The organism is Acinetobacter sp. P1(2023), assembly GCF_028367635.1.
Taxonomy (GTDB): domain Bacteria; phylum Pseudomonadota; class Gammaproteobacteria; order Pseudomonadales; family Moraxellaceae; genus Acinetobacter; species Acinetobacter pittii_E.
On sequence record NZ_JAQNDD010000004.1, the window covers coordinates 230,122 to 256,797 of the forward strand.

The following is a 26,676-nucleotide window of genomic DNA, read 5'->3' on the forward strand; positions in this document are numbered from 1 at the left end:
TACCGATTTCTATAAATCGGCACAGTATTTACCGCTTAGCGATTATTCAGTTAATCGTATAAGCCCTGCTTAATTTGCTGATCTAGTTGATTTAAACGCTCAGGCGTTCCCACATCAACCCAATTTGCATGCATTTTCTCAGCACTAATCCGATGTTCCAACATGGCTTGTTTTAACAAAGACGCAAGTGGACGCTTACCATTTTCGAGCCCTAAGAACATGTCTGGAGAAAGAATTGCAATACCACTATAGGTAAAAGCAGCTCCATTTTGTTCTTGCTCAAAGGTATAAGCTAAACCATTAGACAGAACAAAATCACCTTTCAAATGCTGAGGAGGATTATCAACCAATACTAAATGGCCTAATTTATCACCTAATTGAACATTTAAAAGAGGAGCAAAATCCATCGTAGTCCAAACATCTCCATTCACCAAAATAAATGGATCGTTTCCTAAAAGAGGTAATGCATTGATAATTCCGCCAGCCGTCTCTAGGCCTTCACCTTCATGAGACCATAAAATTTTGACCCCAAATTGAGAACCATCACCCAATGTTGAAGCAAGTTTTTCACCTAACCATGCAGTATTAATAACGATTTCAGTTACACCAATTTTTTGTAACTTTTCAATATGCCATACGATTAATGGTTTACCACCTACTTCAAGTAAAGGCTTAGGCGTATGTAAAGTCAAAGGACGCATACGATTGCCCAAGCCAGCAGCAAGAATCATTGCTTTCATTATGCTGCTACCTCATAGCTACCATATTTCTCGATAAATTTAGGCATCACTATGTTATTCATAAACACCATAAACTCTTCAAGTTCAGCGTAACCACGACTTTCTTCAAGTAAATACCACATGACACGTGGCAAATCCTTCAAATAACCAGACTTACCATCACGTTCAAATAAACGAACGAAGATGCCTAAAATTTTAATATGGCGTTGAATAGCCATTAAATCTGCATCACGTTTAAATTGATCAAAACTGCGATTTTGTTTAGTCGACTCTGGTAATAGGTCATAAAACACTTTAAACCATTGATAAACACGTTCAGCATTCCATTGAACATATGCATCACGAGTAATCGAAATTAAGTCATATGTATCAGCACCAATAACAGCATCCTGAAAGTCGATAACCCCCAACTCTTGCTCATTGGTAATTTTCATCAAATTACGGCTATGAAAATCTCGATGTACGATCACTTGCGGTTGGGCTAACGCGGCACGAGCTAAGAAATCAAACGCATCATCAATCGTTTTTTTCTGCTCAACAGTCGGCTCAATAGCAAGCGATGGCAGCATCCAATCTGTGAGTAGCTGCATTTCCGACATTAATTTTTCGTAGGAATACGATGGGAACTGACTAGCACCATCTATAGACTGCAACTGAATAAGCTGTTTGAAACTTTGTTCATAATATTTATCAACTGTTTCGTCAGTTAATAGTGTCGATAAAAGTACATCACCAAAGTCTTCCAATAACAGAAAACCTTGAGTCAAATCTTTTGCGATGATCTGAGGTACACGCACACCATGACCTGCAAAAAATTCGTCAATGGTCACAAACGGAACACAGTCTTCTTTTTCTGGAGGGGCGTCCATGAGCATATACGTTTTATTTTGTAACTCGATACGCGCATAACGGCGGAAGCTTGCATCACCTGCTAAAAAAGCGATCTTAAATTGATCATTTTCCAGAACAGATGTAAGCCATGTATATATCAATTGTTCACGTTGTGTATTCATTTGCAATAAAATCTAAAACAAGCTGAGATTTTTGAAGGGTTAAGTGTAGCCACTTATAAACTTTTTCTCTATGATGCGACAATAATTAATTGTGAATTAGCATACTTGGTTAATGAGACAATGAAGCATCAGTTTAAATTTAATCCTTTAGCGACAGCTATTTTTACGCTCTTATGTGGCTCCATACAATCAAGTTATGCTGAGTCAACTGATGTTGTCTCCAATATAGACAATAATCAACTTAAAGCGAGCATCAAGGAAGCTTACCCAGGCCAAGAGTTTTTTCAGCAATACTATGTTGATAAATCTGCACCTGAAGCTCAGCTTCGTGACAATAAATATTTAAGCTCGGCATTTTGCCAAGGTACATGGGTTACACCGATTAACCCTGAGACAAAAGCTTTAGATGCCGACAAAGCGACTTCTGTCGTTACGGCTAACTACGGACATTACAATCCAGCGGGTGATTCTGTTTTAGAAGGTGATGTCGTTATTGATCAGGAAGGACGCACCGTTCGCGCTGACAAGGTAACGATTGATAAAACCCAAACCTTTGCACATGCACAAGGTCGAGTACAGTTAGCTCAAGGCGGGTTACTTTCACAGAGTGATGAAATTAATTACAACCTAAAAACCCAAACCGGGAATTTAGATAATAGTTTTTATATTTCTGAGCAACAACACGCCCATGGTCATGCAGGAAAAATCGAAAGAACCTCACCAAATGTTATGGTTCTTAATGATGCAACCTATACAACATGTCCACCAGGCCAAAAACCGGGCTGGAAAATCCAAGCAAATAAAATTGAGTTAAATCAGGAAACTGGACGCGGTGTAACTCGCGGGACAAAACTATATGTTAAAGATGTCCCGGTTCTAGCTGTTCCCTACTTTAACTTCCCAATTGACGACCGCCGTACTACTGGTATTCTCAACCCACAGTTTGGTTTCTCAAATGATGGTGGTGTTGAACTTTCTGTTCCGGTCTATTTAAACCTTGCCCCTAACTATGACCTAACACTTACGCCACGTTATTTAGCAGATCGTGGTGCAATGTTAAAAGGTGACTTCCGTTATTTAACCGATGGCTTTGGCGCTGGTGAAATGTGGGGTGGCATCTTGCCATCTGACAAAGGTTATGACGATAAAGATCGTAAAGATTTCCATTTTTTACATAACTGGGAAATTAACGATCAGTGGTCTACCAATCTTGAATATAACTATGCATCAGATAAAGATTATTTCTCTGACTTAGATAGTAGCCCTAACTCTAAAACAGATCTTAACTTACGCAGAGCATGGGAACTTAACTATCAACACGGTATTCCAGGTTTAAAAGCACAGCTTAAAGTCGAAGATTTCCAGACACTTGATCCAGAAGTTGCAGATGCAGACAAACCTTATGCACGTTTGCCGCAATTCTTGTTGAATTATGTCACAGGTAATCCATTAGGCTTACAGTACGAATTTAACAACGATACCGCTTACTTTAAGAAATCGATTAATGATGACTCTGCTCAGGAAAGTAGCGGTACACGTATTTATAACCAGTTCGCAACACGTTATAACTACCGCACACCGGCAGCTTTTGTGATTCCTGAAGTTTCAGTACGTTCTATTCAAACATTTTATGATAAAGACACTCAGTTAAATAACCCTGGCGGTTCTGAAAATAAATCAGTCGTTGTACCTCAGTTTACTTTAGACACTGGACTAAACTTTGAACGTGATGGTAAGTACTTACAAACACTTACACCACGTGCTTTCTACGCATATGCACCATACAAAAATCAAGATGGTTACCCTAACTTTGACTCAACTACTGCATCAATAAGTTATGATCAATTATTTAACCCTTACCGATTCTATGGTCATGACCGCCTTGAAGATAATAACTTCTTATCATTAGGTGTAAGTTATAGCCTCTTCGATACAGTAGGTTTAGAGCGTTTACGTGCAAGCGTAGGTCAAAGTTACTATTTCGAAGACCGTCGTGTCACTTTAAAACAAGGTCAAGATGAATTTGACACCGAGCGTAACACTGGCCCCGTTATAAGTCTATCAAGCCAACTTAATCAAAACTTTACCATTGCTGCTAACTCAGCATGGATGTCGAATGGCGACAATGCTCAACGTGACTTCCAAGTTTACTATACAGGTGATAAAGGAAATCTATACAACTTAGGCTATTTCTATCGTAAAGATATTCCTGGCCGTCAAGATACTTACGACCAAGTTGTTGCATCCTTTATACAACCAATTAAAGACAATTGGCGTATTATGGGCCACGTACAATATGACATGGACAATGATGTTGCCCGCGAACTCTTACTAGGAGTTAACTATGAGTCATGTTGCTGGGGTATTTCTGTCTACGGCCGCTCGTACTATAACGATCTAGATGATCCGAAAACTTCAGATGTTAGTGAAAAGCGCGCGATCATGGCTGAAGTTACACTAAAAGGTTTAGGTGGTTTAAACAATAAACTCGCGTCTTTACTTGAAAATCGCGTTTTAGGTTTTAACAAAATTAATCAATCTTGGACACAACGTTAATGAAGACAAAGCATCTTAAACAGTTTTTTAAAGCAACTACACTTGCTGCCCTAATCTCTTCATCAATGCATAGTTTTGCCCAACCCGCTGATGAAGTTGTGGCAATTGTGGACAATAGCGTAATTTTAAAAAGCGATCTTCAACAAGGTATGGCTGAAGCAGCTCATGAACTGCAAGCACAAAAAAAAGAGGTTCCACCTCAGCAATATTTACAGTTTCAGGTATTGGATCAATTAATCTTGCGTCAAGCACAGCTTGAGCAAGTTAAAAAATATGGCATCAAACCTGATGAAAAGAGCTTAAATGAAGCTGTACTCAAAGTAGCTAGTCAATCTGGGTCTAAAAGTTTAGAAGCTTTCCAGCAAAAACTAGACGCTATGGCTCCTGGGACTTATGAAAGTTTACGTAGTCGAATCGCTGAAGATCTAGCGATTAGCCGTTTACGTCAACAACAAGTCATGTCTCGTATTAAAATCAGTGATCAAGATGTAGAAAACTTCTTAAAATCTCCTCAGGGACAAGCTGCGTTAGGCAATCAAGCACATGTGATCCATATGCGTATTTCTGGTGATAATGCACAGGAAGTTCAATCTGTAGCTCAAGAAGTTCGTTCAAAACTTGCACAAAGTAACGATATAAATGCATTAAAGAAACTTTCAACCGCAAATGTAAAAGTTGAAGGTGCTGACATGGGTTTCCGTCCACTGTCTGATATTCCTGCGGAACTTGCTGCACGCATTACTCCATTACAAGATGGTCAAACAACTGACTTAGTATCGGTACGTGATGGTGTGCATGTTTTAAAGCTTCTTGAACGTAAACAAAATGAGCAAAAAGCTTTAGTACCTCAATTTCAAACTCGCCACATTCTTATTCAACCATCTGAAGTAGTGAGTCTTGAGAATGCCAAGCAAATTATTGATAACATCTATAAACGCTTAAAAGCTGGTGAAGATTTTGCAACATTAGCTGCAACCTATTCAAATGATACAGGCTCCGCTCGTGATGGCGGAAGTTTAGGTTGGGTAACACCAGGAATGATGGTACCTGAATTTGATAAAAAAATGCAGGAGATTCCTGTAGGTCAGATTAGTGAACCATTCCAAACTCAATTTGGTTGGCATATCTTACAAGTAACAGACAAACGCGAAAAAGATATGACTCATGAATATCAAGAGCGTATGGCACGTCAGATTTTAGGTGAACGTCAATTTAACACCGAAATTGATAGCTGGTTACGTGAAGTACGTGCAAATGCATATGTAGAAATCAAAGATCCAAGTCTAGATAAAAAGAACTTACAAAAGTAAGTTCTTCTATTGTCATCAAAACCTGTGTTTATCACAGGTTTTTTTATGAATAAAATTTACCCAATAAAAAAACCGGTTATATAAATAACCGGTTTCTATAAATTAGACCCTAATGGGAATTATTTATAACGATCAACCATTTTCTCTAAAGAAATTGGACGAATCTTGTCAGCATTTCCAGCTGTACCAAATGCTTCATAACGATCAATACAAATTTGCTTCATTGAATCTACAGTTTTAGCAAAGTATTTACGTGGATCGAACTCAGCTGGGTTTTCAGCCATAAACTGGCGAATTGCACCAGTAGATGCTAAACGTAAGTCAGTATCGATATTGATCTTACGAACACCATGTTTAATTGCTTCTACAAGCTGTTCAACAGGTACGCCATAAGTCTCTTTAATATCGCCACCGAACTCATTGATTACTTTCAACCATTCTTGTGGCACAGAACTTGAACCATGCATAACAAGATGAGTATTTGGTAATGCCGCATGAATTTCTTTAATACGGTCAATCGCCAAGATATCGCCTGTAGGTGGACGAGTGAATTTGTAAGCACCATGTGAAGTACCTACAGCAATCGCCAATGCGTCTACATTAGTATCAGCAACAAACTGAGTCGCTTCTTCAACAGAAGTAAGAAGTTGTGAGTGATCAAGTACACCTTCAGCACCAACACCATCTTCTTCGCCAGCCATACCAGTTTCAAGGCTACCTAAACAGCCAATTTCACCTTCAACAGAAACACCGCAAGCGTGTGCTAAAGCAACAACATTACGAGTTACATCAACATTATATTCGTACGATGTAGGTGTTTTACCATCTGTACCTAATGAACCGTCCATCATCACTGAGCTAAAGCCAAGCTGAATTGAACGCTGACAAATTTCTGGGCTTGTTCCATGGTCTTGATGCATTACCACTGGAATATGCGGCCATTCTTCAATTGCAGCCAAAATAAGATGGCGTAAGAATGGAGCGCCTGCATATTTGCGAGCTCCAGCTGATGCTTGAACAATTACTGGTGAATTGGTTGCATCTGCGGCAAGCATAATTGCACGCATTTGTTCTAAGTTATTTACGTTAAATGCTGGTACGCCGTAGTTATGTTCAGCAGCGTGATCCAAGAGCTGGCGCATTGAAATGAGTGCCATAATATCCTCCCAGGTAGTGCGGCTTATTCTACCCTGTCATTTATTTCAATTCAGCAACAAATCACAGTATTTCAAAAAAAATCCCCGCATTTGCAGGGATTTTTTAACAAAAAACAACAAATTAATGTGTTTCTGAAGCAGCGGCCTCACTTGACGCACTCCCTTCAGCTACATCTGTATTCTTTTCATCTAGCACTGGCTTATCAATCGCATCAATTGCTGCTTGTTGCTCAGGCGTTACTTTTTCAGAAACAGCAGTAGAAGCTGCCGATTCTTGTCCAGCTTGAGAGGCTTCATCTTTCTTAGCACAAGCAGTCAACATCATCGGTACAATTAACACAGCAGCAAATGTAAGCTTTAAATTCATCACTATTGTCCACAGTTGGTGATTTAATACTCATTATTTTATTGCAGATATATGACAATTTAATGACTTATCAATGAAAAAGGGATTGGTCACCCAATCCCTTCTTATTTTTATATAACAGTATTAAGCACGTTCAAGCAGAACAGCCACGGCTGGCAATGTTTTTCCTTCAACAAACTCAAGGAACGCACCACCACCTGTAGAAATATAACCAATTTGATCAGCTACATTATATTTATCAATCGCTGCCAATGTGTCACCACCACCAGCGATCGAGAATCCTTCAGATTGTGCAACCGCAAGGGAAAGTGCTTTTGTACCCTCACCAAATTGATCTACTTCAAATACGCCCACTGGGCCGTTCCAAAGAATCGTTTTTGATGTTGTTAAAATATTAGCAAATGCTTTAGCAGTTTCAGGACCCACGTCTAAAATCATGTCATTTGCAGTCACATCTTCTACTTTCTTCACAACAGCTTGAGCTGCTGCTAAAGAACCTAAGAAATCTTCAAAATTAATTTGTGATGCATCAGCAACTACAACATCTGTAGGAAGCGGAACGCTTACTTTAGCAGCAATTTGTTTTGCAGTTTCAACCAAGTCAGCTTCATATAATGATTTACCAACGTTAAAACCAGCAGCCGCCAAGAATGTATTTGCAATACCGCCACCAACAATCAGTTGATCACAGATACTAGAAAGTGAATTTAAAACATCAAGCTTAGTCGAAACTTTAGAACCAGCAACAATTGCAACCATTGGTTTTTCAGGAGTTTGCATTGCACGACCTAGCGCATCTAATTCAGCAGCCAACAAAGGACCAGCTGCTGCTACAGGAGCGAAACGAGCTACACCTTCCGTAGATGCTTCTGCACGATGAGCAGTACCAAATGCATCCATAACAAATACATCACATAATGCAGCATATTTTTGAGCAAGCTCTGGATTATTTTTCTTTTCGCCATGGTTAAAGCGTACATTCTCAAGCAATACGACTTTGCCAGCTTCAACTTCAACACCATCAAGATAATCTGTTAATAATTTAACTTCTTGACCCAAGACTTCTGTTAAATAAGCAGCGACTGGTGCAAGTGATTGTTCTGGCTTTGGTTCACCTTCAACAGGACGACCTAAATGTGAAAATACCATCACTGCTGCGCCTTTATCTAAAGCAGCTTTAATCGTTGGTAATGCTGCACGTAAGCGAGCATCGCTAGTAATCACACCATTTTTGACAGGAACGTTTAAATCTTCACGAATAAGGACACGTTTGCCTGTTAAGTTTAGGTCAGTCATACGCTGAAAATTCATGTAAAGCTCTCTTTATGATTTTAAAAACGCGCCAATTTTAAATGATTACATCAAAAAAGGTTAGTTTTTTTGCATAAAAGCTGTAGAAAGCCCCAGTTTTGATTATGATAGAGGTAGTTATTTGATATTTCACCCATTATGTCTATTCATCCAGATCCGCAAATCAATCGCTTAAATGTTTTAGGGGAACCTTTAGCAAGTTGTTGCTTTGACCCTATTACAGGCTATTTTAGAAATGGTTTTTGCCACACTGCAGTAACAGACCTTGGTCAACACACTGTCTGTGCACAAATGACCTCTGATTTCTTAAATTTTTCTCAAAAAATTGGCAATGATCTCATCACGCCTTTACCAGAAGTAGGTTTCCCAGGTCTAAAACCAGGTGATTTCTGGTGTATCTGTGTAACGCGCTGGGTAGAGGCTTATCAAGCTGGTGAAGCCCCTCCTATTAAAATACATGCATGTCATCAAGCTGTATTAAGCTATGTACCCTTAGATGTTTTAATGGAATTTGCAGTGTGATGGTACAGCCACAAATTATTTTGGCATCCAGTAGTCAAACTCGCAAAGACTTAATGAATCGTCTTGGAATTAATTATATCTGTGTAAGTCCGGATATTGATGAAAGTCCTCGTGGTGAAACCCATGCCGATGAACTTGCGAAAAGACTCGCTTTCACAAAAGCCCAAGTGATTGCTGCACAAAATCCCAATGCGATTGTTATTGGTTCAGATCAAGTTGCTTGGCGAGAACATGCTCCGCATGACTTTATTGGCAAACCGATGACTATTGAAAATGCTAAAGCACAACTCGCCAATAATTCTGGTCGAACTGTCTTTTTTAGCACGGCCCTTAGCGTGCAATGGCTCGATAGAAATTTTGAACAAACGCTCGTTGAACATTATCAAGTTAAATTTCGAACCCTGAACCAAGCTGAAATTGAACGATATGTCCTATTAGATCAGCCACTCCATTGTGCTGGTAGCTTTAAGTGTGAAAGCTTAGGAATTAGTTTGTTTGAAAAAATGATAGGTCAAGACCAGACAACACTTATGGGGCTTCCTATGATTCAACTTTGCCATATTTTAAGGCAGCTTGAGCTACATATTCCTTAATTTTAGATGTTTTATAAATAGGTTATTTCCATGACAGAGCCTTTAACAGTTTTAGGCGGTATTACTGCCGAACAATTCTTAGCAGAATATTGGCAAAAAAAACCTTTGTTGGTACGTAACGGATTGCCAGAGATTGTAGGTCTTTTAGAACCCCAAGATGTGCAAGAACTTGCTTTAGAAGAACATGCAAGTGCCCGTCTCATTCGCCAAAAAGATAGAAATCCAAATGAATGGCACGTAAAGTCTTCACCTTTAACCAAAGGTGACTTTCAAAAGCTACCAAAATTATGGACTCTTTTAGTACAGGCAGTAGATCACTACTCTTTCGATCTTTCTGAACTGTGGAAAAAATTTCCTTTTATTCCTCAATGGCGCCGTGACGATATTATGGTGTCATATGCACCAAAAGGTGGTTCAGTTGGAAAACATTTTGATTTTTATGATGTGTTTCTAGTTCAAGGTCACGGACACCGTCGCTGGCAGTTAGGGCAAATGTGTGATGTAAATACTGCATTTGTGCCAAATCAACCTTTAAAACTTCTACCAGAAATAGATGTGCAATTTGATGAGGTTTTAGCACCAGGCGATTTACTCTATGTTCCACCCGGAATGGCACATTATGGCGTTGCTGAAGATGATTGTTTAACTTTCTCTTTTGGCTTTCGCATGCCAAACATTGCAGGAATGATGGAGCGTATTAGTGATCAGTTTTCAGCTAATACTTTATTGCAAAACCCTGTTATAGATATCGCACGCAAACAAATGAGCCAAATTGGCGAAATGAATGCAACTGAACTGAGCTACCTCAAAGACTTAGTTTTAGCACAGTTACAAGATTCCTCAGCTCTTGATGCAGCAATCATGTCTTACATGAGTGAACCTAAATATCCAGATAACATTCCTGAACCTGATGAAATCGAAGCTGATGATCTTAAAGAGATTTTACACGAGGGTTATGAAGTTTTATTAGAGCCAGCCTCCCGCTTACTCTATACGGAAAAAGATGAGGCATTAAACTTTTGGGGAAATGGTGAAGCATTATGTATAGCGGAAAATTTTGCACCAAAATTAAAAGCTATCGCTAATGGAGAAAACCTAGCTTTCAATAGCGAGTTTAATGATCTTGAAATCCTAGAGAATGTTGCTTACTTACTCAATGAATCTATTCTGATGTTATTACCACCTTCAGAATAGTAAGCTTTACGAAAATGGACTTTTTATGGAAATAAAAAGTCCATCTTTCTAAATAGATTATTTGTCAATATTGTTTTAAAATTTTAAATAAACGTATGTAAAAAATGATTAACTTCAAGAAGTTTGAAATGGAATTTAGAAAATTTAAAAGCTAAATTATTTAAAAATATATCCCAGAAATTATTTACTCTTTCCTTAAAAAGTAAAACTTTAGCGTTTAAAAAAATAATATCTTTTTTCTATCAATAGCCAACAATACCTTGTAAAATTAAGCCATCTAGATTCTCATTGATAAAGATCACCGTTCAAGCTAATAGCAATTCATTTGTGAGAGGCTAAAATATGTCGAAAAAAGATGACATTATTAACACCGCATTAAGACTTTTTAACTCGTATAGCTATAATTCTATAGGTGTAGATCGCATCATTAATGAATCTGGCGTTGCAAAAATGACTTTCTATAAGCATTTTCCATCAAAAGAAAAATTAATTGAAGAGTGTCTACTTCTTCGAAATACGCTTCTACAAAACTCTCTTACTTCTGCCTTATCAAAACATGATGAGTTAGATCCTCTTGCGAGAATTAAAGCAGTATTTTTATGGTATTCCGACTGGTTTAATAGTGAAGATTTTAATGGCTGCATGTTTCAAAAAGCCTTGGAAGAGGTTTTAAAACAATATCCTTCAACACATCAACCTGCCACTTTGTATAAAGCTTGGTTGACCCAACTCATGCAAAATCTTCTTAACCAGTATGATGTAAAAGAGCCAGTTCCCCTATCTTTACTACTCGTTAATATTTTGGAAGGTATGACCATACAGGCTCAAGTCGAACATGGTTCAATAAAAATTAATGATTACTGGACTCGAGTAGAAAAATTAATCGATTTCGAAAGAGCAGCATAAAAATAAAGCGTGATATTCTTCTTCTTATATTTAATGATTCTTCTTATGTATCACGCTGCGTCTGAAAGTCATTTTGGTTCACAATTAGACGTTTTTTTCGACTTTACTGAACCAAAATATACAGACCTGTCTGTACAAAACAGATTATATATTTAAAAAATAAAAACTCAATCCTTTTTTATGATTTGTCTCAAGATAAATTAGATTTAACTATTTATTGAAAGCAAATTGGAATTGTTTTAGGTTGACTTCGTTTCACTTATACTTAACAATTACACTTATAACACAAAGCAACATTTTAGACACAAAAGAAATACAAATAGTTGTTTTTAATTAGAAAGACTACTTATTTATCAATTCCCCTTATATTGCTTTTCAACAAAAACAATTGGATTGATTAGTTTTGCTACATTCATTTTCATAAGATCAATCTATACTATGCCCGCTATATTGATATAGGTATAAAGTATGAAAGATGGACTCCAAATCGAAGAAATGAAAAATGCGGCTGATTCAGTCGTTGGAATTCTTAAATCTTTGGCTAATACAGATCGTTTATTAATTTTATGTCACTTAGCTTATGAGGAGTTAAATGTTTCTCAAATTGAAGAGAAAACCCAAATTACCCAGCCCACTCTTTCACAACAACTTATGATGCTACGCAAAAGTGATGTTGTATCAACCCGTCGTGATGGTAAGCAAATTTTTTATTCAATTAAGGATGACAATATGCATTCAATTTTAAATACGCTTCATCAGCTGTACTGTGCAAGTAAATAATATTTTCTAAATTATAAATTTATAATAATAGTAGTAACTTCCTGAAATATGCGATTTTTCAGCTTGAAAGCTTAGAGTCCAATCCAAGCACAAAGTTTTGAAAATTCGCGTAGCTTTTCTAAAATCGTAACCACGATAAATCTTTTGTCAGTCTATTCTTCTTTAAGCAGTTTAGTACTTTCACAGCTTTTTGATATCACTAGTTTTTTGATGAACAATTAACAAACAAAACCACCAAGTAGAAAAATTAAGATTTAAAATTAAGAACAATAAAAACAATAGTTTAATATTACCATCAACTATAAAAACTTATTGTTATTATAAAAAAGCTTAAGATTCACATCACTTAAGTATAAAATACTCCGCTTGTTCAACCTTTAGCCATGATTAGGTTAATAAGGCCTTTATATGCTTGCATTCTTTTCTCGATTAAGCTTAGTCACTAAGATTATTATCGCCATTATTCTAGGGATAGGCGTTGCATTACTATTTCCGAACGTTACGCCTTACTTAAGTTTATTTGGTGAGCTTTTCATTAAAGCCTTAAAATCGGTTGCTCCTATTTTAGTCTTTGTATTGGTGCTTTCCTCTATTGCCAACTTTCAAGTAGGTCATAGTGCGAACTTACGACCAATTATGATTTTATATGTGGTCGGTATGTTGCTTGCTGCTTTCACAGCTGTGATTGTTAGCCTTTCTTTTCCAAGCACGTTATTCCTCAATACAATTTCACATAATGATTTACAAGCGCCTGGTAGTCTCGCAGATATATTAAAAAATTTGCTTTTAAGCTTTATTGCAAACCCTGTTCAAGCAATTAGTGAAGCTAACTTTATTGGTATTTTAGCTTGGGCAATTGGCCTAGGTTTAGCTATGCGCCATAGTTCAGACACGACCAAACAAGTAATGCATGATGTTTCAAATGCTGTAAGTGCCATTATCCATAAAGTAATTGCTTTTGCACCAGTTGGTATTTTTGGATTAGTTGCAGTAACTTTTGCCGATGCTGGTCTTGCAACCCTTGAGAGCTACGCACAATTATTAGCAGTACTGTTAGGTACTATGTTCTTTGTTGCTTTAGTTATTAATCCTATTCTTGTTGCACTTACTATACGCGGGAATCCTTACCCTCTCGTATTTAAATGTCTAAAAGAAAGTGGAATTACTGCATTCTTTACACGTAGCTCAGCAGCCAATATTCCGGTTAACTTAGATTTGGCAGAGCGTTTAGGTGTTAATCCATCTACAGCAAGTGTGTCTATTCCTTTAGGTGCAACAGTAAATATGGCAGGCGCAGCAGTGACAATTACGGTCCTTACACTCGCAACTGTACATACACTTGGAATTCATGTTGATTTTGCAACAATGCTTATCCTATCAGTTGTTGCTACTATTTCAGCATGTGGTGCTTCTGGCGTTGCAGGTGGTTCTTTACTTCTGATTCCAGTCGCTTGCAGTCTATTTGGTATTTCGACAGAAATTGCTATGCAAGTTGTAGCTATTGGTATGATTATTAGTGTATTGCAAGACTCTACAGAAACAGCGCTTAACTCTTCTACAGATGTTTTATTTACCGCAGCTGTAGATATCCGCTCTAAGCAAACTTCATAAACGAAATGCCATTTCAGCGCCTACCAAACTGGTTCCAACTTGGAGCCTTTTTACTAGCATTTAATGCTGGAATGATTAATGTATTAGGGTTAATTACCCTTTTACATCAATCGATTTCACATATGACTGGCAACGTTAGTATGCTAGCGATGAGTTTGGTAGAGTGGCAACCAGAACATATTATTTTTTTGCTTCTGGTGATTATTTGTTATGTTTGCGGTTCATTTTATAGTGGTTTTATTTTAGGCAACAGTCATTTTCGACTAGATCGTCGTTACGGTTTACCTTTGAGCCTTGTAGCCTTCTTTATTTTTCTTTGCTGGCTATTACTTCCTTATTTTCCGCGCTATGGATTATTATGGGCATGTACAGCAATGGGTTTACAAAATGCGATGGTAAGCCACTATAAAGGAACAATCATCCGCACTACCCATCTATCCGGTGTATTGACAGATATTGGTTTAGCGCTTGGATATAAAGCCAGAGGCTTAATTGTAGAAAAGCGACGTATTATTTTACATTTACTTATTTTTGCTGGCTTTTTACTGGGTGGAATTCTTGCCGCTGTAGTACATCCATATTTGAAACTACAATCATTTTTATTGCCGGCAATTTTAAGCTTAGCCTTAAGTATCTCTTACTGGGTAGTTTATCTTTATAGCACTTCAACTTCACAGAAGGATTAAGACATGGTTAAAAATGCCTTACAAGCACAGCTACTCAAAGCTGGTTTAGTTGATAATAAAAAAGCAAAAAAATTAACTAAACAAGCTCATCACGAACAACGTCTTGGACTCAGTGATGAGGCTGAAATTAAAGCAAATATTGAAAAAGCTCAACAAGAAAAATTAGCTAAAGATCAGGCTTTAAATTTAGAAAAACAGAAACAGCTTGAAGAAAAAGCACTTAAAGCTTCAATCATTCAGATGATTAAACAACATAAAATTACTGATTTTGCTGGCGATGTGGCTTATCAATTTATTGATGAAAATAAAATCAAAAAAGTTTATCTATCTCAGCAGGTTTATAACGCACTTGTTGCTGGCAGTTTAGTCATTGCTAAAGATCAAGATCAATACGCCTATCTTCCGAAAGCGTTAGCTGAAAAAATTGATCAAAAAATGCAGGGTTTCATTTTAATTAATAATGCTGAGAAAAATGAACAAGCTACCAATGAAGAAGATCCATATGCAGCATATGTTATTCCAGATGACTTAATGTGGTAATACCATAATTTGGCCTTTATGATACTAATCTAAAGGCCTTTTTCAGTTCTATGTATGACACTAGCAATTTAACAAATGTTCAAAATACGAAGAAAAAATACCTAAAGAATAAATTCGTTCACCCTTTATCTATTAATCTCGATATAATGAATAATATTTTAGTCCTCGCGACGTTCTTGAAGATTTCTTCAGGTCTCCAATATTTGCGTCATCTATCAATTAAAGACGTATAACATAATCAGTTCATGTGTATTTGCACATACTCACAAGATCGAAACCCTAAGTGATATTGATCTAACTGACTTTTTGCAAATTAAATTGCAAAGATTTAATTAAGTGGCTTTTGTCTCAAAGGTAGTAATTCATGCTGAAGTGGTTTGAAAAACTTGTAGATCCCTACCCAACTAAAGGTTTGGATGAGCCTTTACCGACTCGTTTTTTCCCATTTGTTTGGCAAGCTACGGAAGGTGTACGCCCTTATTTATTTTTACTTATTCTTTTTACAGCAGGTGCTGCAAGCTTTGAAGCCTTACTTTTTTCAAAAATTGGACAACTCGTAGATTGGTTAAGTAAAAGTCATCCTGAAAGCTTTTTAACTCAGCATGCTACTGATTTACTCATTTTGATTGGTGTTTTATTTACTAATATCTTTTTTGTAAATATACAATCTATTATCAAACATCAGATTTTATATAGTACTTTTCCAATGCGTTTGCGTTGGCGTTTCCATAATCTTTTATTGAAACAGAGTCTGGACTTTTTCCATAATGACTTTGCAGGCCGACTTTCTGCCAAGGTTATGCAAACAGCATTAGCTATCCGTGAGTTCTGGATTATTTTGGGTGACATGTTGGCTTATGTCAGCATTTACTTTATTACGGTCAGTATTGTTCTTGGTGCAATTTCGCCAATTTTGCTTATTCCTCTTTTAGTTTGGTTAAGTCTATTTTTATTAAGCGCATGGTTCTTTATCCCTCGCTTAAGTAAAGTTTCTCAGCAACAAGCCGATGCTAGAGCGATCATGACTGGCCGCGTAACAGATGCGTACACTAATATTCAAACTGTAAAATTATTTGCTCATGCTGGTCGTGAAAGCCAATATGCAAAAGCATCAATGAAAGAGTTTATGACTACAGTCTATGCTCAAATGCGTTTAGGCACTCTCTTTGAAGTCAGCATTAATATGTTGTCTGCTGTTTTGTTTGTAGGTGTAATTGGTACCTCTGTTTGGTTATGGACTCAAGGTTTAGCGGCATTAGGTGTTATCGCGGCAACGACTGCAATGATTTTAAAACTTAATAGTATGGCTGAATTCATGATGTGGCATATGTCAGCCTTATTTGAAAATGTCGGCACCATTCAAGATGGTATGCAAACATTAGGTAAAAAAATCAATATTCAAGATAAACCGGACGCAAAATCACTGAACGTCACCAAAGGCGAGATTGTATTTAAAGATGTAAGCTTTGCTTATAACAATAAAAATGTAATTGATCACTTCAACTTACATATTAAAGCAGGCGAAAAAATAGGTATTGTTGGACGTTCCGGTGCAGGAAAGTCGACGTTAATTCAGTTACTTTTACATTTTTACCATCTTAAACAAGGTGCAATTTTAATTGATGGTCAAAATATTGAAGATGTAACTCAAGATAGTCTAAGAGCCAATATTGCTTTAGTTACTCAAGATACCTCTTTATTACATCGCTCAGTTGCAGAAAATATTAAGTATGGTCGTCCAGATGCGTCTGATGCAGATATGGAAAATGCTGTAAATAAAGCCAAAGCTGCTGAATTTATACCGCAATTAGTTGATTTAAAAGGACGTAATGGTTATAACGCTCAGGTAGGTGAACGTGGTGTAAAACTTTCTGGTGGTCAAAGACAACGTATTGCTATTGCACGAGTATTCTTAAAAGATGCTCCTATTCTCATTTTAGATGAAGCAACCAGTGCATTAGATTCGGAAGTTGAAGCAGCAATTCAGGCAAGTTTAAATGACCTGATGGTTGATAAAACCGTTATTGCAATTGCTCACCGTTTATCTACTATTGCACAAATGGACCGTTTAATCGTTCTTGATGAAGGTCGAATTGCTGAACAAGGAACTCATGAAGAGTTAATTGCGCAGAATGGTATATACGCACAATTATGGAAGCGACAAACAGGTGGTTTCTTAATTGAGCAAAAAGTATTACAGGGTCAAGATTAATGCTTTATTTAGAAGATTTGAAAATTGGTGATCGTTTCATTAGCCGTGAATATGAAATTACCTTAGATGAAATCAAAAAATTCGCAAGCTCATATGACCCTCAACCCTTCCATATAGATGAAGAGCAAGCTAAGCACGATCCAATTTTTCAGGGGATCGCTGCTAGTGGTTGGCATACTTCTGCAATTACTATGCGGTTATGGACAGAATGTATGCCGATTCACGGTGGCTTAATCGGTTCGGAATCAAGTTTACGGTGGCCACGCCCTACTCGACCGGGTGATAAAATTCATGTTGAAGCTGAAATTTCAGCGATCACACCATCCAAAACAAAATTGGATCGTGGTATTGTAAGTTACGTTACGCAAGCCTTAAATCAAAATGGTGACGTATTACTTATTTCAACAACAAAAATTGTTGTCTTTAAAAAGAATGTTTAAAACATGGTTGATATGATTGTCTAACAGTTTTTATAAACTCAGATTATATTTCATGACAAGATGTGTAAGAAATGCATGTGACAAATTGATGAGAGCAATGGAACGCATATGAAAATTACCTCAGCTCGTCAAGATCAGGGTATTCCAGGAGTCTATGGCTTATTGCTATTAGATGTTGTTTCACGTTGGGGATATAACGATGAAACATTATTTGCTCCATTTAATCTTACTAGTGAACAACTGGCCGATCCTGATTATCGTATTTCTACACCTGTAGCAAATGAACTGGTTAAACATGCACTTAATTTAACTGGTGAAACTACGTTGGGTTATCATCTTGGTACTCAAATGCGTATTTCGATTCATGGCTTCATTGGCTATGCAATTATGACAGCCAAGGATATTACAGAAGCAATTGCTCTTGCAGCACGCTTTATTCAACTACGCTTACCCTTTTTACAACTCTATTTTTCAACGTTTGGCCCCAAAGCGACCTTACAATTACAATGTGATATTGAACTTGAGCCCTTACGTACAGAAATCGTTTTAGGCTTGACCATTGGTATTATGAGTATGGCCAAAGCGATTACGGGTATTGAAGACTTAGCCGGCGATGTAGATTTAGACTTTCCTGAACCAGAAGGCTTTGAAAAGTATAGAAATAAATTAAGCAGCACAATTCGCTTTAATCAACCCCATTTAATTTCAAGTTTTGATAAAAAATACTTAGGACTTAAATTAATCAATTCAGATCCAATCGCCAGTCAAGTTGCCATTAATCAATGTGAAGCTGAACTTTCTGCTTTAGGTGAACGCCGCCGTTTAGCAATGCGTGTTCGTGATATTTTAAGTAATTCTGAACAACATTATTTAAGCATCGAAAATGTAGCTGAATGTCTACATATGTCAGATCGGACGCTCAAGCGTCAATTAGCGGCTGAAGGAACTTCCTTTTCTACATTGGTTGATGAAGTGCGCTATCGGCACGCAACTTCTTTGCTTTCACGTACAGACTATAGTCTTGAACAAATTGCAGATGAACTTGGCTATTCGGACGTTGCAAATTTTAGCCGTGCTTTTAAACGCTGGAGTGGCCGCAGCCCGAGCAACTGGCGTAAAGACCCATACTTATAATGTTTAAAACTATTGGACACAAGCTTAAGGAGTTACCATGAATCATCCTTCGGAACTGAAGTATGCACGTACACACGAGTGGGTAAAGATTGAGGGTGATCTTGTTATTACAGGGATTACCGATCATGCACAAGATGAACTTGGCGATTTGGTTTACGTTGAAACTCCAGAAGTTGGAAGCCAAGTTACCGCGGGCGAACAAGCTGGTGTGGTTGAATCAGTTAAAACTGCATCTGATATTCACGCCCCGGTGTCAGGTACAGTAGTAGAAGTGAATACTGATCTTGAAGATGATCCTGACTTTGTAAATGAAGACCCATATGGTAAAGGCTGGATTTATAAAATTAAACCAGACAATATTGCAGATGTTGAAAAACTTTTAACAAATTCAGAATATGAAGCTGGCTTATAAAAGATAGGCATCGTTTTCAATATTTGATAAAAACCAGTTTAGTCTTAAGCTGGTTTTTCTTTATCTATTTAAAATTAGTGGTATGAATAGGTGACTTCTATGACAAAACTTGTTGTATTTTCAGGCGCAGGCATGAGTGCCGAAAGTGGAATCAGCACTTTTCGTGATAGTAATGGTTTATGGGAAAATTACGACATCCAACAAGTTGCCACACCTGAAGCATGGCAAAAGAACCCTGCTCTAGTTCAACGCTTTTATAATGAGCGACGTAAAAATATTTTAGAAGCCCAGCCGAACGAAGCTCATCAATATATTGCTAAACTACAAGATTATTTTGACGTACAAGTAATTACTCAGAATATTGATGATTTACATGAAAGAGCTGGTAGTTTTAACGTTTTACATTTGCATGGAAATATTCGTTTAGCAAAAAGTTCGGGGCCGAATGCACAATTTACCACTCAATTTTATGAAATTAATAGCTGGAAACTAGATTTAGAACACGATTTCTGCCCAGATGGCTATCCGTTGCGTCCACATGTTGTCTGGTTTGGTGAAGCTGTACCTGCTTATGAAGAAGCAATTAAATTAGTGCAAAGTGCAGATATTTTTATAGTAATTGGGTCCACATTAAGTGTATATCCGGTTGCGGCTTTAGTACATGAAATTTCAGATCAATGTAAAGCCTACTATATAGATCCAAATGCAGATCATGGACGTGTTCCTCAACAATACGAATTATTAAAGATGTCAGCGACTCAAGGAATGCATGAACTTTTTGAAAATTTAACCAATTAATTGCTATTTTTAAGGACTAAATAAATTTAATTTGAATAAAAATTACTATTTTTTAGATAAAATTTTTTAACATTGTTCTAATTTTGCTCAACAAAACTTTATCACCTAAGCACGTTGTAACTAAATTTAGAGTTATTTTTTTTTAAATATTTTTATTTTCAATAAAATCTTTAAAAAATAAATATTAAAAAATTATAAGTTAATGATTAATATTATAATTTTTCTTTTTAAAAACCCACTTATTTTTACTTACACAAAGATACAAAAGTTCAATATAAAAATAACAGAGCAAAAAAAATCTTTTGTGGTTGAATCTCAACCTCTTGAATGCCGTACAAGAAAACAGCGACCTGGATTAGGTTACAATCACGGATTATGGATATAAGGACACACATCCATCATGAGTTATTTTGATCCCACCCTCATCATGTTTATGGTGTACATCGTAGCAATGGTACTTATTGGCTTATTTGCCTACCGTGCTACAAGCGACTTCTCAGATTATATTCTCGGTGGTCGTAGTTTAGGCAGTTTCGTTACTGCATTATCCGCAGGCGCATCAGACATGAGTGGTTGGCTACTCATGGGCTTACCAGGTGCGATTTATCTTTCTGGTTTATCTGAAGCGTGGATTGCAATTGGTCTTATTATCGGTGCTTGGCTTAACTGGCTACTGGTTGCTGGTCGATTACGCGTTCATACTGAAATCCAAAATAATGCACTGACTTTGCCAGATTATTTTACAAGCCGTTTTGACGATCAGAAAAAAGTACTTCGTATTTTCTCTGCTGTTATCATCTTGGTTTTCTTTGCAATTTACTGTGCTTCAGGCATGGTAGCGGGCGCCCGTCTATTTGAAAATTTATTCGGTATGTCTTACAACACAGCTATTTGGCTCAGTGCTATTGCAACCATCAGTTATGTTTGTATTGGTGGATTCTTAGCAATTAGCTGGACCGATACCTTCCAAGCTGGCTTAATGATTTTTGCCCTGTTATTAACTCCAATTGTGACTTACCTTGCGATCGGAGATACGACCCATTTCGTTACGCTCATTGAAACGGCTCGTCCACATGCGTTTAATATCATCTCAGATTTAAGTGTAGTGGCGGTTCTCTCCTCAATGGCATGGGGTCTAGGTTACTTTGGCCAACCGCATATTCTTGTGCGTTTCATGGCTGCTGACTCTGTAAAATCAATTCCTGCTGCTCGCCGTATTGGCATGACGTGGATGATTTTATGCTTAGTCGGTGCAGTAGGTGCTGGTTTCTTTGGTATTGCGTATTTCCAACAACACCCTGAACTTGCAGCAGTTGTAAGCAAAAATCCTGAAACTGTATTTATGGAATTGACTAAAATTTTATTCAATCCATGGCTTGTAGGTATCATTCTGGCTGCTATCTTGGCTGCCGTGATGAGTACATTGAGCTGTCAGCTTTTAGTATGTTCAAGTGCGTTAACTGAAGATTTGTACAAAGGTTTCATCCGTAAAAATGCATCTCAAAAAGAGCTTGTATGGGTTGGCCGTGTTATGGTTCTTGCGATTGCTATTCTTGCGATTGTTCTTGCTGGAAACCCAGACAGTAAAGTTCTTGGTCTCGTTGCTTATGCATGGGCTGGTTTCGGTGCAGCGTTTGGTCCGCTTATTATCTTGTCATTATTCTGGAAACGTATGAATTTACAAGGCGCTTTAGCGGGTATGATCGTTGGTGCAGTAGTAGTTATTGGCTGGAAAAACCTTTTCGCAGACACTGGTGTTTACGAGATTATTCCAGGCTTTATCCTTGCATTTATCAGTATCATTGTAGTGAGTCTTTTAACTAAAGCGCCAAATACAACAGTAACTGGACGCTTCGAAAAAGCAGATGAACTCTACAAAGAAAGCGTATAATTCATTGAAATAGATCAAGGGGCTTCGGCCCCTTTATTTATTTTTGGTTTTAATTTTAATTTTTGAAGTATCTTTTACAACTTGCATGACTGGATAACTACGAGTCTCTTTTACCCCTGGCAATTGCCACAGCACCTGCCCTGCAATGCGTCTAAACTCCTCCATACTGCCACTACGTAATTTAATTAAAAAATCAAAACCACCACTTACCATATGACATTCAACAATTTCTGGATAGTGAACCACAGCATCAATAAACTCATCTAAAACGTTAGGTGTCGTTTTATCTAATAACACCTCAACGAACACCAAAAAATTTGCGTTCAACTTAACCGGATTTAATTTAGCTTCATATCCTAAGATGAATTCATCTTTCGTTAATTTCTGAACTCGGGCCATCACCGCTGTTGGTGACAAGTTAACAAGTTCCGCCAATTTACTATTAGAAATTCGCCCATCTGTTTGAAGAATATCCAAAATTTTTAAATCAGTGCGGTCAAGGCTTAAAATTGGGCCATTCATCTGAATTTTCCTCTAAAAAATGGGATAAATATAGTGAGTTATTCGGTGTTTCTTCTGTAATGATAAATTATCTAAACCTCTCTACTCAAGATGAGTTTACGAGAGCTGGTTGACGGAAACAGATATGAACACAATGGATACTTTTCATCAAATGGATAAATCTCACCAAGGCTATATCACCGAATTCAACGATAAAAGTGAGTTTGAACAACGCATCAATACAGCTTGGCGACGTGCTGAACCAGAAGCTGTAGAAGAGCTATTACAAGCTGCTGCGGTATCTGATGATTTAGATCATAAAATTTATGACCTTGCTTTTAATCTTGCCAATAATTTACGTGAACGTAAAACCTCTTCGGGTAAAGCAGGTATTGTTCAAGGGTTATTACAAGAATTTTCTCTTTCTTCACAAGAAGGCGTGGCACTCATGTGTCTTGCTGAAGCTTTGCTTCGTATTCCAGATTCAGCAACACGTGATTTGCTTATTCGAGATAAGATCAATCAAGGTAACTGGAAAGAACACGTTGGCCAAAGCAGCTTAATGTTTGTAAATGCTGCAGCATGGGGTCTCATGTTAACTGGTAAGCTGATGGAAACTCCAAAGCAAACTAGTCTTTCAAGTGTACTTACTGGCCTTTTAGCACGTAGTGGTCGTGGTATTATTCGTAAAGCCGTTGATGTTGCAATGCGTATGATGGGTGAACAGTTTGTGACTGGTGAAACCATTGAAGAAGCAGTAGACCATGCCAAAGTGCTTGAAGATAAAGGGTTCCGCTATTCTTATGACATGTTGGGTGAAGCAGCTTTAACCGAACATGATGCTGAACGTTACTTTAACGATTACACACAAGCCATTCATGCAATTGGTAAAGCATCTAATGGCAAAGGTGTATATGATGGCCCGGGTATTTCAATTAAGCTTTCTGCTTTACATCCTCGCTATCAACGTGCGCAGATTGAACGTGTTCATAAAGAACTCTACGGCAAAGTATTTGAACTCGCTCTTTTGGCTAAAAAATACAATATTGGTTTAAATATTGATGCAGAAGAATCTGAACGTTTAGAAATTTCTCTTGAGTTACTTGAACGTCTTTGCTTTGAGCCGGAACTTGCAAATTGGAAAGGCATTGGTTTCGTTATTCAAGCTTACCAAAAACGCTGTTTCTTCGTGGTTGATTACATTATTGACCTTGCTAAACGCAGCCAAAAGCGTCTCATGATCCGTCTTGTAAAAGGTGCGTATTGGGATAGTGAAATTAAAAAAGCGCAAATCGAAGGTATGGATGACTACCCTGTCTTCACTCGTAAAGTACATACAGATTTATCTTATATCGCTTGTGCTAAAAAATTGCTTGCTGCGCCAGAATTTATCTATCCGCAATTTGCAACTCACAATGCTCAAACATTGGCAACAATCTATCATTTAGCTGATCCAAGCAAATATTATGCTGGTCAATATGAGTTCCAATGTTTACATGGCATGGGGGAACCGCTTTATGAACAAGTTGTGGGCCCACGTGAACAAAATAAATTAGGCGTGCCATGCCGTATTTATGCTCCTGTTGGTAATCATGAAACTTTGTTGGCTTATTTAGTTCGTCGTTTACTTGAAAATGGCGCGAATACTTCATTCGTTAACCGTATTGCCGATAAAACGCTTAAAGTTGATGATCTTATTCAGTCTCCAATTTACGATATTCGTAATGCAGCTAAACTTGAAGGTTCGATTGGTTTAAAACATCCATCAATTCCTCTACCTTTAGATATGTACGGAACACTTCGTAAAAACTCTAAAGGCTATGATTTAGCAAATGATGCTCCACTTGCAGCTCTAGATAGCACAGCTCAAGAATTACGTAATCGTGTTTGGCAAAGCCATCCATTATTGGCAAATAACGATTCATTAGAGCAAGGTCATTATGTTGCAATTACAAACCCAGCACAAAATGATGAAATTGTTGGTTATGTACAAGAAGCTGATCTTAAGCATGTCGAAATTGCACTTAGCTCAGCGGAACAAGCACAATCTGAATGGTCAAATACACCTAAAGAGCAGCGTGCTGAATACTTAAAACGTGCAGCTGACCTTATGGAAAGCCGCATTCAAGAATTGATGGTTTTACTCTGCCGTGAAAGCGGTAAAACTTATGCCAATGCGATTGCAGAAGTTCGCGAAGCTGTAGACTTCTTACGTTACTACGCAACTCAAGTTGAAAACCTACCAGCAAATACAGCTATTCAGCCTCTAGGTACGGTACTTTGTATTAGCCCATGGAACTTCCCTCTTGCAATTTTCTCTGGCCAAATTGCTGCAGCATTAGTGAGTGGTAACTGTGTTATTGCTAAACCTGCTGAACAAACGCCATTAATCGCAGCTCAAGCAGTTCAGATTTTATGCGAAGCCGGTATTCCACATGGTGCTGTACAGCTACTTCCTGGTCGCGGTGAGACAGTCGGTGCTCAGCTTAGCCAAGATAGCCGTATCGATGGCATCATGTTTACAGGTTCGACTGAAGTTGCAAAAATTTTGCAGAAGACTGTTGCGAAACGTTTATCTGATAATGGCCAATCTATTCCTCTCATTGCAGAGACTGGCGGTCAAAATGCAATGATTGTGGACTCATCAGCATTAACTGAACAAGTCGTACTCGATGTTGTAAGTTCTGCTTTTGATAGCGCGGGTCAACGTTGCTCTGCTTTACGTATTTTATGTGTACAAGAAGACAGTGCTGCGACCGTGATTAAAATGCTTAAAGGTGCAATGCAACAGTTGATCGTAGGTAACCCTGCAATTTTAAAAACTGACATTGGTCCTGTTATTGATGACGAAGCAAAACAAACGATTGACCAGCACATTCAAAAAATGAAGACTAAAGGCTATCCGGTACATCAGTTGATGTTCGGTGCAACAAGCCAGAATGAATTAGATAAAGGAACTTTTGTTGTACCAACAGCGATTGAACTTCCTAATCTTGATGACTTACAACGCGAAGTTTTTGGTCCAGTTTTACACATCATTACCTATAAGTATGGTGAGCTTGAACAACTCATTTCACGAATTAATGCCAAAGGCTATGGTTTAACAATGGGTCTACATACCCGTATTGATGAAACCATCCAAACAGTCATTCAGCATGCTGAAGTGGGTAACCTTTATATCAACCGCAATATTGTTGGGGCTGTTGTTGGTGTTCAACCATTTGGTGGTGAAGGTCTATCTGGTACAGGTCCAAAAGCTGGCGGTCCGCTTTACATGTATCGTTTAATGCAACATTGTTCAAACAAAGTATTGGCAACACCATTTGCCATGAAGACTGAGCAAACTGCTTTTGAAGGCTTTAACCGTGAGGTTTATCAGAGCTTACAAAATTGGGCGAAACAGCATTTACCGCAAGCTAATCGTGATATCGAACCATTTGGTGTTGGCAAATTCTATGAGTTACAAGGCCCTACTGGGGAAAGTAACCAATATATTATTTTGCCGCGTCATCGTGTTCTTTCAATCGCTGATACAGAACAAAATCAATTGCATCAGTTGCTCGCAATTTTTGCAGTGGGTAGCCAAGCGGCCGTAATGCCAAATAGTCCATTGTTGGCAAAATACAAACAAACATTGCCAAAAGATGTGCTTGCTGCAATTACTACAGTTAAAAACATCTCATCAGATGATTTTGATGCAGTTTTACATCATGGTAATCGCGAAGAGATCTTCTCATTACAGCAAGAGATTGCTACTCGTTCTGGTGCAATTGTTGGTATTACCCATGTTGAGCCGAATGAAACTATTCCACTTGAGCGCTTAGTGATTGAACGTGCAATTAGTGTGAATACAGCTGCGGCTGGTGGTAACGCAAGCTTAATGACAATGACTGATTAATACCTAACTTTCTAAAAAGCCCAAATCTCAGTATTTGGGCTTTTTTATTTAATCAACTAATCTATTATTAAATATATAAACTTTATCAATTCGAGATTCTAATA

23 protein-coding genes are annotated in these 26,676 nt (G+C 37.6%); 17 read left to right on the top strand and 6 right to left on the bottom strand.

Features of this window, described 5'->3' with window-relative positions:
* Nucleotides 1-50: 50 nt before the first annotated feature.
* Both murU and POD11_RS08130 read right to left on the bottom strand, forming a co-directional pair.
* Complete coding sequence (gene murU / locus POD11_RS08125; RefSeq protein WP_262456892.1) at nucleotides 51-740, bottom strand: N-acetylmuramate alpha-1-phosphate uridylyltransferase MurU; 690 nt, start codon at nucleotides 738-740, stop codon at nucleotides 51-53.
* The gene (locus tag POD11_RS08130; protein ID WP_262456893.1) at nucleotides 740-1,753 is read right to left on the bottom strand and encodes an aminoglycoside phosphotransferase family protein; all 1,014 of its coding nucleotides are present in this window, start codon (nucleotides 1,751-1,753) and stop codon (nucleotides 740-742) included. The genes murU and POD11_RS08130 overlap by 1 nt, the downstream gene beginning before the upstream one ends.
* A 120-nt stretch (nucleotides 1,754-1,873) precedes the next feature.
* Here POD11_RS08130 and POD11_RS08135 point away from each other — a divergent pair, with 120 nt between their 5' ends.
* A complete protein-coding gene (locus POD11_RS08135; protein WP_262456894.1) occupies nucleotides 1,874-4,309 on the top strand; it encodes an LPS-assembly protein LptD in 2,436 nt (811 codons plus the stop codon).
* Complete coding sequence (locus tag POD11_RS08140; RefSeq protein ID WP_262456895.1) at nucleotides 4,309-5,619, top strand: peptidylprolyl isomerase; 1,311 nt, start codon at nucleotides 4,309-4,311, stop codon at nucleotides 5,617-5,619. Before POD11_RS08135 ends, POD11_RS08140 begins: the two co-directional genes overlap by 1 nt.
* Nucleotides 5,620-5,738: 119 nt before the next feature.
* On the opposite strand, the gene fba is transcribed toward POD11_RS08140, so the two are convergent.
* From fba to POD11_RS08155, 3 genes are all read right to left on the bottom strand, one after another.
* Nucleotides 5,739-6,776 (bottom strand): class II fructose-bisphosphate aldolase, encoded by a 1,038-nt coding sequence (fba, locus tag POD11_RS08145; RefSeq protein WP_004702014.1) that lies wholly within the window; start codon nucleotides 6,774-6,776, stop codon nucleotides 5,739-5,741.
* Nucleotides 6,777-6,897: 121 nt separating this feature from the next.
* Nucleotides 6,898-7,143 (bottom strand): hypothetical protein, encoded by a 246-nt coding sequence (locus POD11_RS08150; RefSeq protein WP_262456896.1) that lies wholly within the window; start codon nucleotides 7,141-7,143, stop codon nucleotides 6,898-6,900.
* Between the two features lie 123 nt (nucleotides 7,144-7,266).
* Nucleotides 7,267-8,454 carry a phosphoglycerate kinase gene (locus tag POD11_RS08155; RefSeq protein WP_262456897.1) on the bottom strand — a complete coding sequence of 396 codons (1,188 nt, stop codon included), beginning with the start codon at nucleotides 8,452-8,454 and terminating at the stop codon, nucleotides 7,267-7,269.
* Between the two features lie 138 nt (nucleotides 8,455-8,592).
* Here POD11_RS08155 and POD11_RS08160 point away from each other — a divergent pair, with 138 nt between their 5' ends.
* The 14 genes from POD11_RS08160 (at nucleotide 8,593) to putP (ending at nucleotide 22,173) form a co-directional block, all read left to right on the top strand.
* Nucleotides 8,593-8,976, top strand: coding sequence for a DUF2237 family protein (locus tag POD11_RS08160; protein ID WP_002121396.1), 384 nt, complete (start codon nucleotides 8,593-8,595; stop codon nucleotides 8,974-8,976).
* On the top strand, nucleotides 8,976-9,569 hold the full coding sequence (locus tag POD11_RS08165) for a Maf family protein (protein ID WP_262456996.1): 594 nt from the start codon (nucleotides 8,976-8,978) through the stop codon (nucleotides 9,567-9,569). Before POD11_RS08160 ends, POD11_RS08165 begins: the two co-directional genes overlap by 1 nt.
* Nucleotides 9,570-9,599: 30 nt before the next feature.
* Entirely contained in the window at nucleotides 9,600-10,763 is a 1,164-nt protein-coding gene (locus tag POD11_RS08170; protein WP_262456898.1) for a ribosomal protein uL16 3-hydroxylase, read from the top strand.
* A 342-nt stretch (nucleotides 10,764-11,105) separates the two neighbouring features.
* On the top strand, nucleotides 11,106-11,669 hold the full coding sequence (locus tag POD11_RS08175; protein WP_002121343.1) for a TetR/AcrR family transcriptional regulator: 564 nt from the start codon (nucleotides 11,106-11,108) through the stop codon (nucleotides 11,667-11,669).
* Nucleotides 11,670-12,137: 468 nt separating this feature from the next.
* Entirely contained in the window at nucleotides 12,138-12,449 is a 312-nt protein-coding gene (locus POD11_RS08180; RefSeq protein WP_002121379.1) for an ArsR/SmtB family transcription factor, read from the top strand.
* A gap of 408 nt (nucleotides 12,450-12,857) precedes the next feature.
* Nucleotides 12,858-14,060: a serine/threonine transporter SstT gene (sstT, locus tag POD11_RS08185; RefSeq protein WP_239968349.1), complete on the top strand. Its 1,203-nt coding sequence runs from the start codon at nucleotides 12,858-12,860 to the stop codon at nucleotides 14,058-14,060.
* A gap of 5 nt (nucleotides 14,061-14,065) precedes the next feature.
* Entirely contained in the window at nucleotides 14,066-14,746 is a 681-nt protein-coding gene (locus POD11_RS08190; protein WP_262456899.1) for a YoaK family protein, read from the top strand.
* 3 nt (nucleotides 14,747-14,749) lie between these two features.
* Nucleotides 14,750-15,286, top strand: a complete 537-nt coding sequence (locus tag POD11_RS08195) for a DUF2058 domain-containing protein (RefSeq protein WP_262456900.1) — start codon at nucleotides 14,750-14,752, stop codon at nucleotides 15,284-15,286.
* Nucleotides 15,287-15,650: 364 nt separating this feature from the next.
* The gene (locus tag POD11_RS08200) at nucleotides 15,651-17,498 is read left to right on the top strand and encodes an ABC transporter ATP-binding protein (protein WP_262456901.1); all 1,848 of its coding nucleotides are present in this window, start codon (nucleotides 15,651-15,653) and stop codon (nucleotides 17,496-17,498) included.
* Nucleotides 17,498-17,938, top strand: a complete 441-nt coding sequence (locus POD11_RS08205) for a MaoC family dehydratase (RefSeq protein ID WP_002121358.1) — start codon at nucleotides 17,498-17,500, stop codon at nucleotides 17,936-17,938. Before POD11_RS08200 ends, POD11_RS08205 begins: the two co-directional genes overlap by 1 nt.
* 108 nt (nucleotides 17,939-18,046) lie before the next feature.
* Complete coding sequence (locus POD11_RS08210) at nucleotides 18,047-19,072, top strand: AraC family transcriptional regulator (RefSeq protein WP_016141223.1); 1,026 nt, start codon at nucleotides 18,047-18,049, stop codon at nucleotides 19,070-19,072.
* 37 nt (nucleotides 19,073-19,109) lie between these two features.
* Nucleotides 19,110-19,484 carry a glycine cleavage system protein GcvH gene (gene gcvH / locus POD11_RS08215; RefSeq protein ID WP_016145072.1) on the top strand — a complete coding sequence of 125 codons (375 nt, stop codon included), beginning with the start codon at nucleotides 19,110-19,112 and terminating at the stop codon, nucleotides 19,482-19,484.
* Nucleotides 19,485-19,574: 90 nt separating this feature from the next.
* Nucleotides 19,575-20,282, top strand: a complete 708-nt coding sequence (locus POD11_RS08220; RefSeq protein ID WP_262445576.1) for an SIR2 family NAD-dependent protein deacylase — start codon at nucleotides 19,575-19,577, stop codon at nucleotides 20,280-20,282.
* Between the two features lie 400 nt (nucleotides 20,283-20,682).
* Nucleotides 20,683-22,173 carry a sodium/proline symporter PutP gene (gene putP / locus POD11_RS08225; protein ID WP_239968357.1) on the top strand — a complete coding sequence of 497 codons (1,491 nt, stop codon included), beginning with the start codon at nucleotides 20,683-20,685 and terminating at the stop codon, nucleotides 22,171-22,173.
* A 33-nt stretch (nucleotides 22,174-22,206) separates the two neighbouring features.
* On the opposite strand, the gene POD11_RS08230 is transcribed toward putP, so the two are convergent.
* Complete coding sequence (locus tag POD11_RS08230; protein ID WP_004792785.1) at nucleotides 22,207-22,695, bottom strand: Lrp/AsnC ligand binding domain-containing protein; 489 nt, start codon at nucleotides 22,693-22,695, stop codon at nucleotides 22,207-22,209.
* 124 nt (nucleotides 22,696-22,819) lie between these two features.
* Here POD11_RS08230 and putA point away from each other — a divergent pair, with 124 nt between their 5' ends.
* Entirely contained in the window at nucleotides 22,820-26,572 is a 3,753-nt protein-coding gene (putA, locus tag POD11_RS08235) for a trifunctional transcriptional regulator/proline dehydrogenase/L-glutamate gamma-semialdehyde dehydrogenase (RefSeq protein WP_262456902.1), read from the top strand.
* Nucleotides 26,573-26,676 lie beyond the last annotated feature (104 nt).

What these genes read in the sequence shown, in the direction of transcription:
- murU (WP_262456892.1), bottom strand. Translation starts at nt 740, where the DNA reads ATGAAAGCAATGATTCTTGCTGCTGGCTTGGGCAATCGTATGCGTCCT.
- POD11_RS08130 (WP_262456893.1), bottom strand. Translation starts at nt 1,753, where the DNA reads ATGAATACACAACGTGAACAATTGATATATACATGGCTTACATCTGTT.
- POD11_RS08135 (WP_262456894.1), top strand. Translation starts at nt 1,874, where the DNA reads ATGAAGCATCAGTTTAAATTTAATCCTTTAGCGACAGCTATTTTTACG.
- POD11_RS08140 (WP_262456895.1), top strand. Translation starts at nt 4,309, where the DNA reads ATGAAGACAAAGCATCTTAAACAGTTTTTTAAAGCAACTACACTTGCT.
- fba (WP_004702014.1), bottom strand. Translation starts at nt 6,776, where the DNA reads ATGGCACTCATTTCAATGCGCCAGCTCTTGGATCACGCTGCTGAACAT.
- POD11_RS08150 (WP_262456896.1), bottom strand. Translation starts at nt 7,143, where the DNA reads ATGAATTTAAAGCTTACATTTGCTGCTGTGTTAATTGTACCGATGATG.
- POD11_RS08155 (WP_262456897.1), bottom strand. Translation starts at nt 8,454, where the DNA reads ATGAATTTTCAGCGTATGACTGACCTAAACTTAACAGGCAAACGTGTC.
- POD11_RS08160 (WP_002121396.1), top strand. Translation starts at nt 8,593, where the DNA reads ATGTCTATTCATCCAGATCCGCAAATCAATCGCTTAAATGTTTTAGGG.
- POD11_RS08165 (WP_262456996.1), top strand. Translation starts at nt 8,976, where the DNA reads ATGGTACAGCCACAAATTATTTTGGCATCCAGTAGTCAAACTCGCAAA.
- POD11_RS08170 (WP_262456898.1), top strand. Translation starts at nt 9,600, where the DNA reads ATGACAGAGCCTTTAACAGTTTTAGGCGGTATTACTGCCGAACAATTC.
- POD11_RS08175 (WP_002121343.1), top strand. Translation starts at nt 11,106, where the DNA reads ATGTCGAAAAAAGATGACATTATTAACACCGCATTAAGACTTTTTAAC.
- POD11_RS08180 (WP_002121379.1), top strand. Translation starts at nt 12,138, where the DNA reads ATGAAAGATGGACTCCAAATCGAAGAAATGAAAAATGCGGCTGATTCA.
- sstT (WP_239968349.1), top strand. Translation starts at nt 12,858, where the DNA reads ATGCTTGCATTCTTTTCTCGATTAAGCTTAGTCACTAAGATTATTATC.
- POD11_RS08190 (WP_262456899.1), top strand. Translation starts at nt 14,066, where the DNA reads ATGCCATTTCAGCGCCTACCAAACTGGTTCCAACTTGGAGCCTTTTTA.
- POD11_RS08195 (WP_262456900.1), top strand. Translation starts at nt 14,750, where the DNA reads ATGGTTAAAAATGCCTTACAAGCACAGCTACTCAAAGCTGGTTTAGTT.
- POD11_RS08200 (WP_262456901.1), top strand. Translation starts at nt 15,651, where the DNA reads ATGCTGAAGTGGTTTGAAAAACTTGTAGATCCCTACCCAACTAAAGGT.
- POD11_RS08205 (WP_002121358.1), top strand. Translation starts at nt 17,498, where the DNA reads ATGCTTTATTTAGAAGATTTGAAAATTGGTGATCGTTTCATTAGCCGT.
- POD11_RS08210 (WP_016141223.1), top strand. Translation starts at nt 18,047, where the DNA reads ATGAAAATTACCTCAGCTCGTCAAGATCAGGGTATTCCAGGAGTCTAT.
- gcvH (WP_016145072.1), top strand. Translation starts at nt 19,110, where the DNA reads ATGAATCATCCTTCGGAACTGAAGTATGCACGTACACACGAGTGGGTA.
- putP (WP_239968357.1), top strand. Translation starts at nt 20,683, where the DNA reads ATGAGTTATTTTGATCCCACCCTCATCATGTTTATGGTGTACATCGTA.
- POD11_RS08230 (WP_004792785.1), bottom strand. Translation starts at nt 22,695, where the DNA reads ATGAATGGCCCAATTTTAAGCCTTGACCGCACTGATTTAAAAATTTTG.
- putA (WP_262456902.1), top strand. Translation starts at nt 22,820, where the DNA reads ATGAACACAATGGATACTTTTCATCAAATGGATAAATCTCACCAAGGC.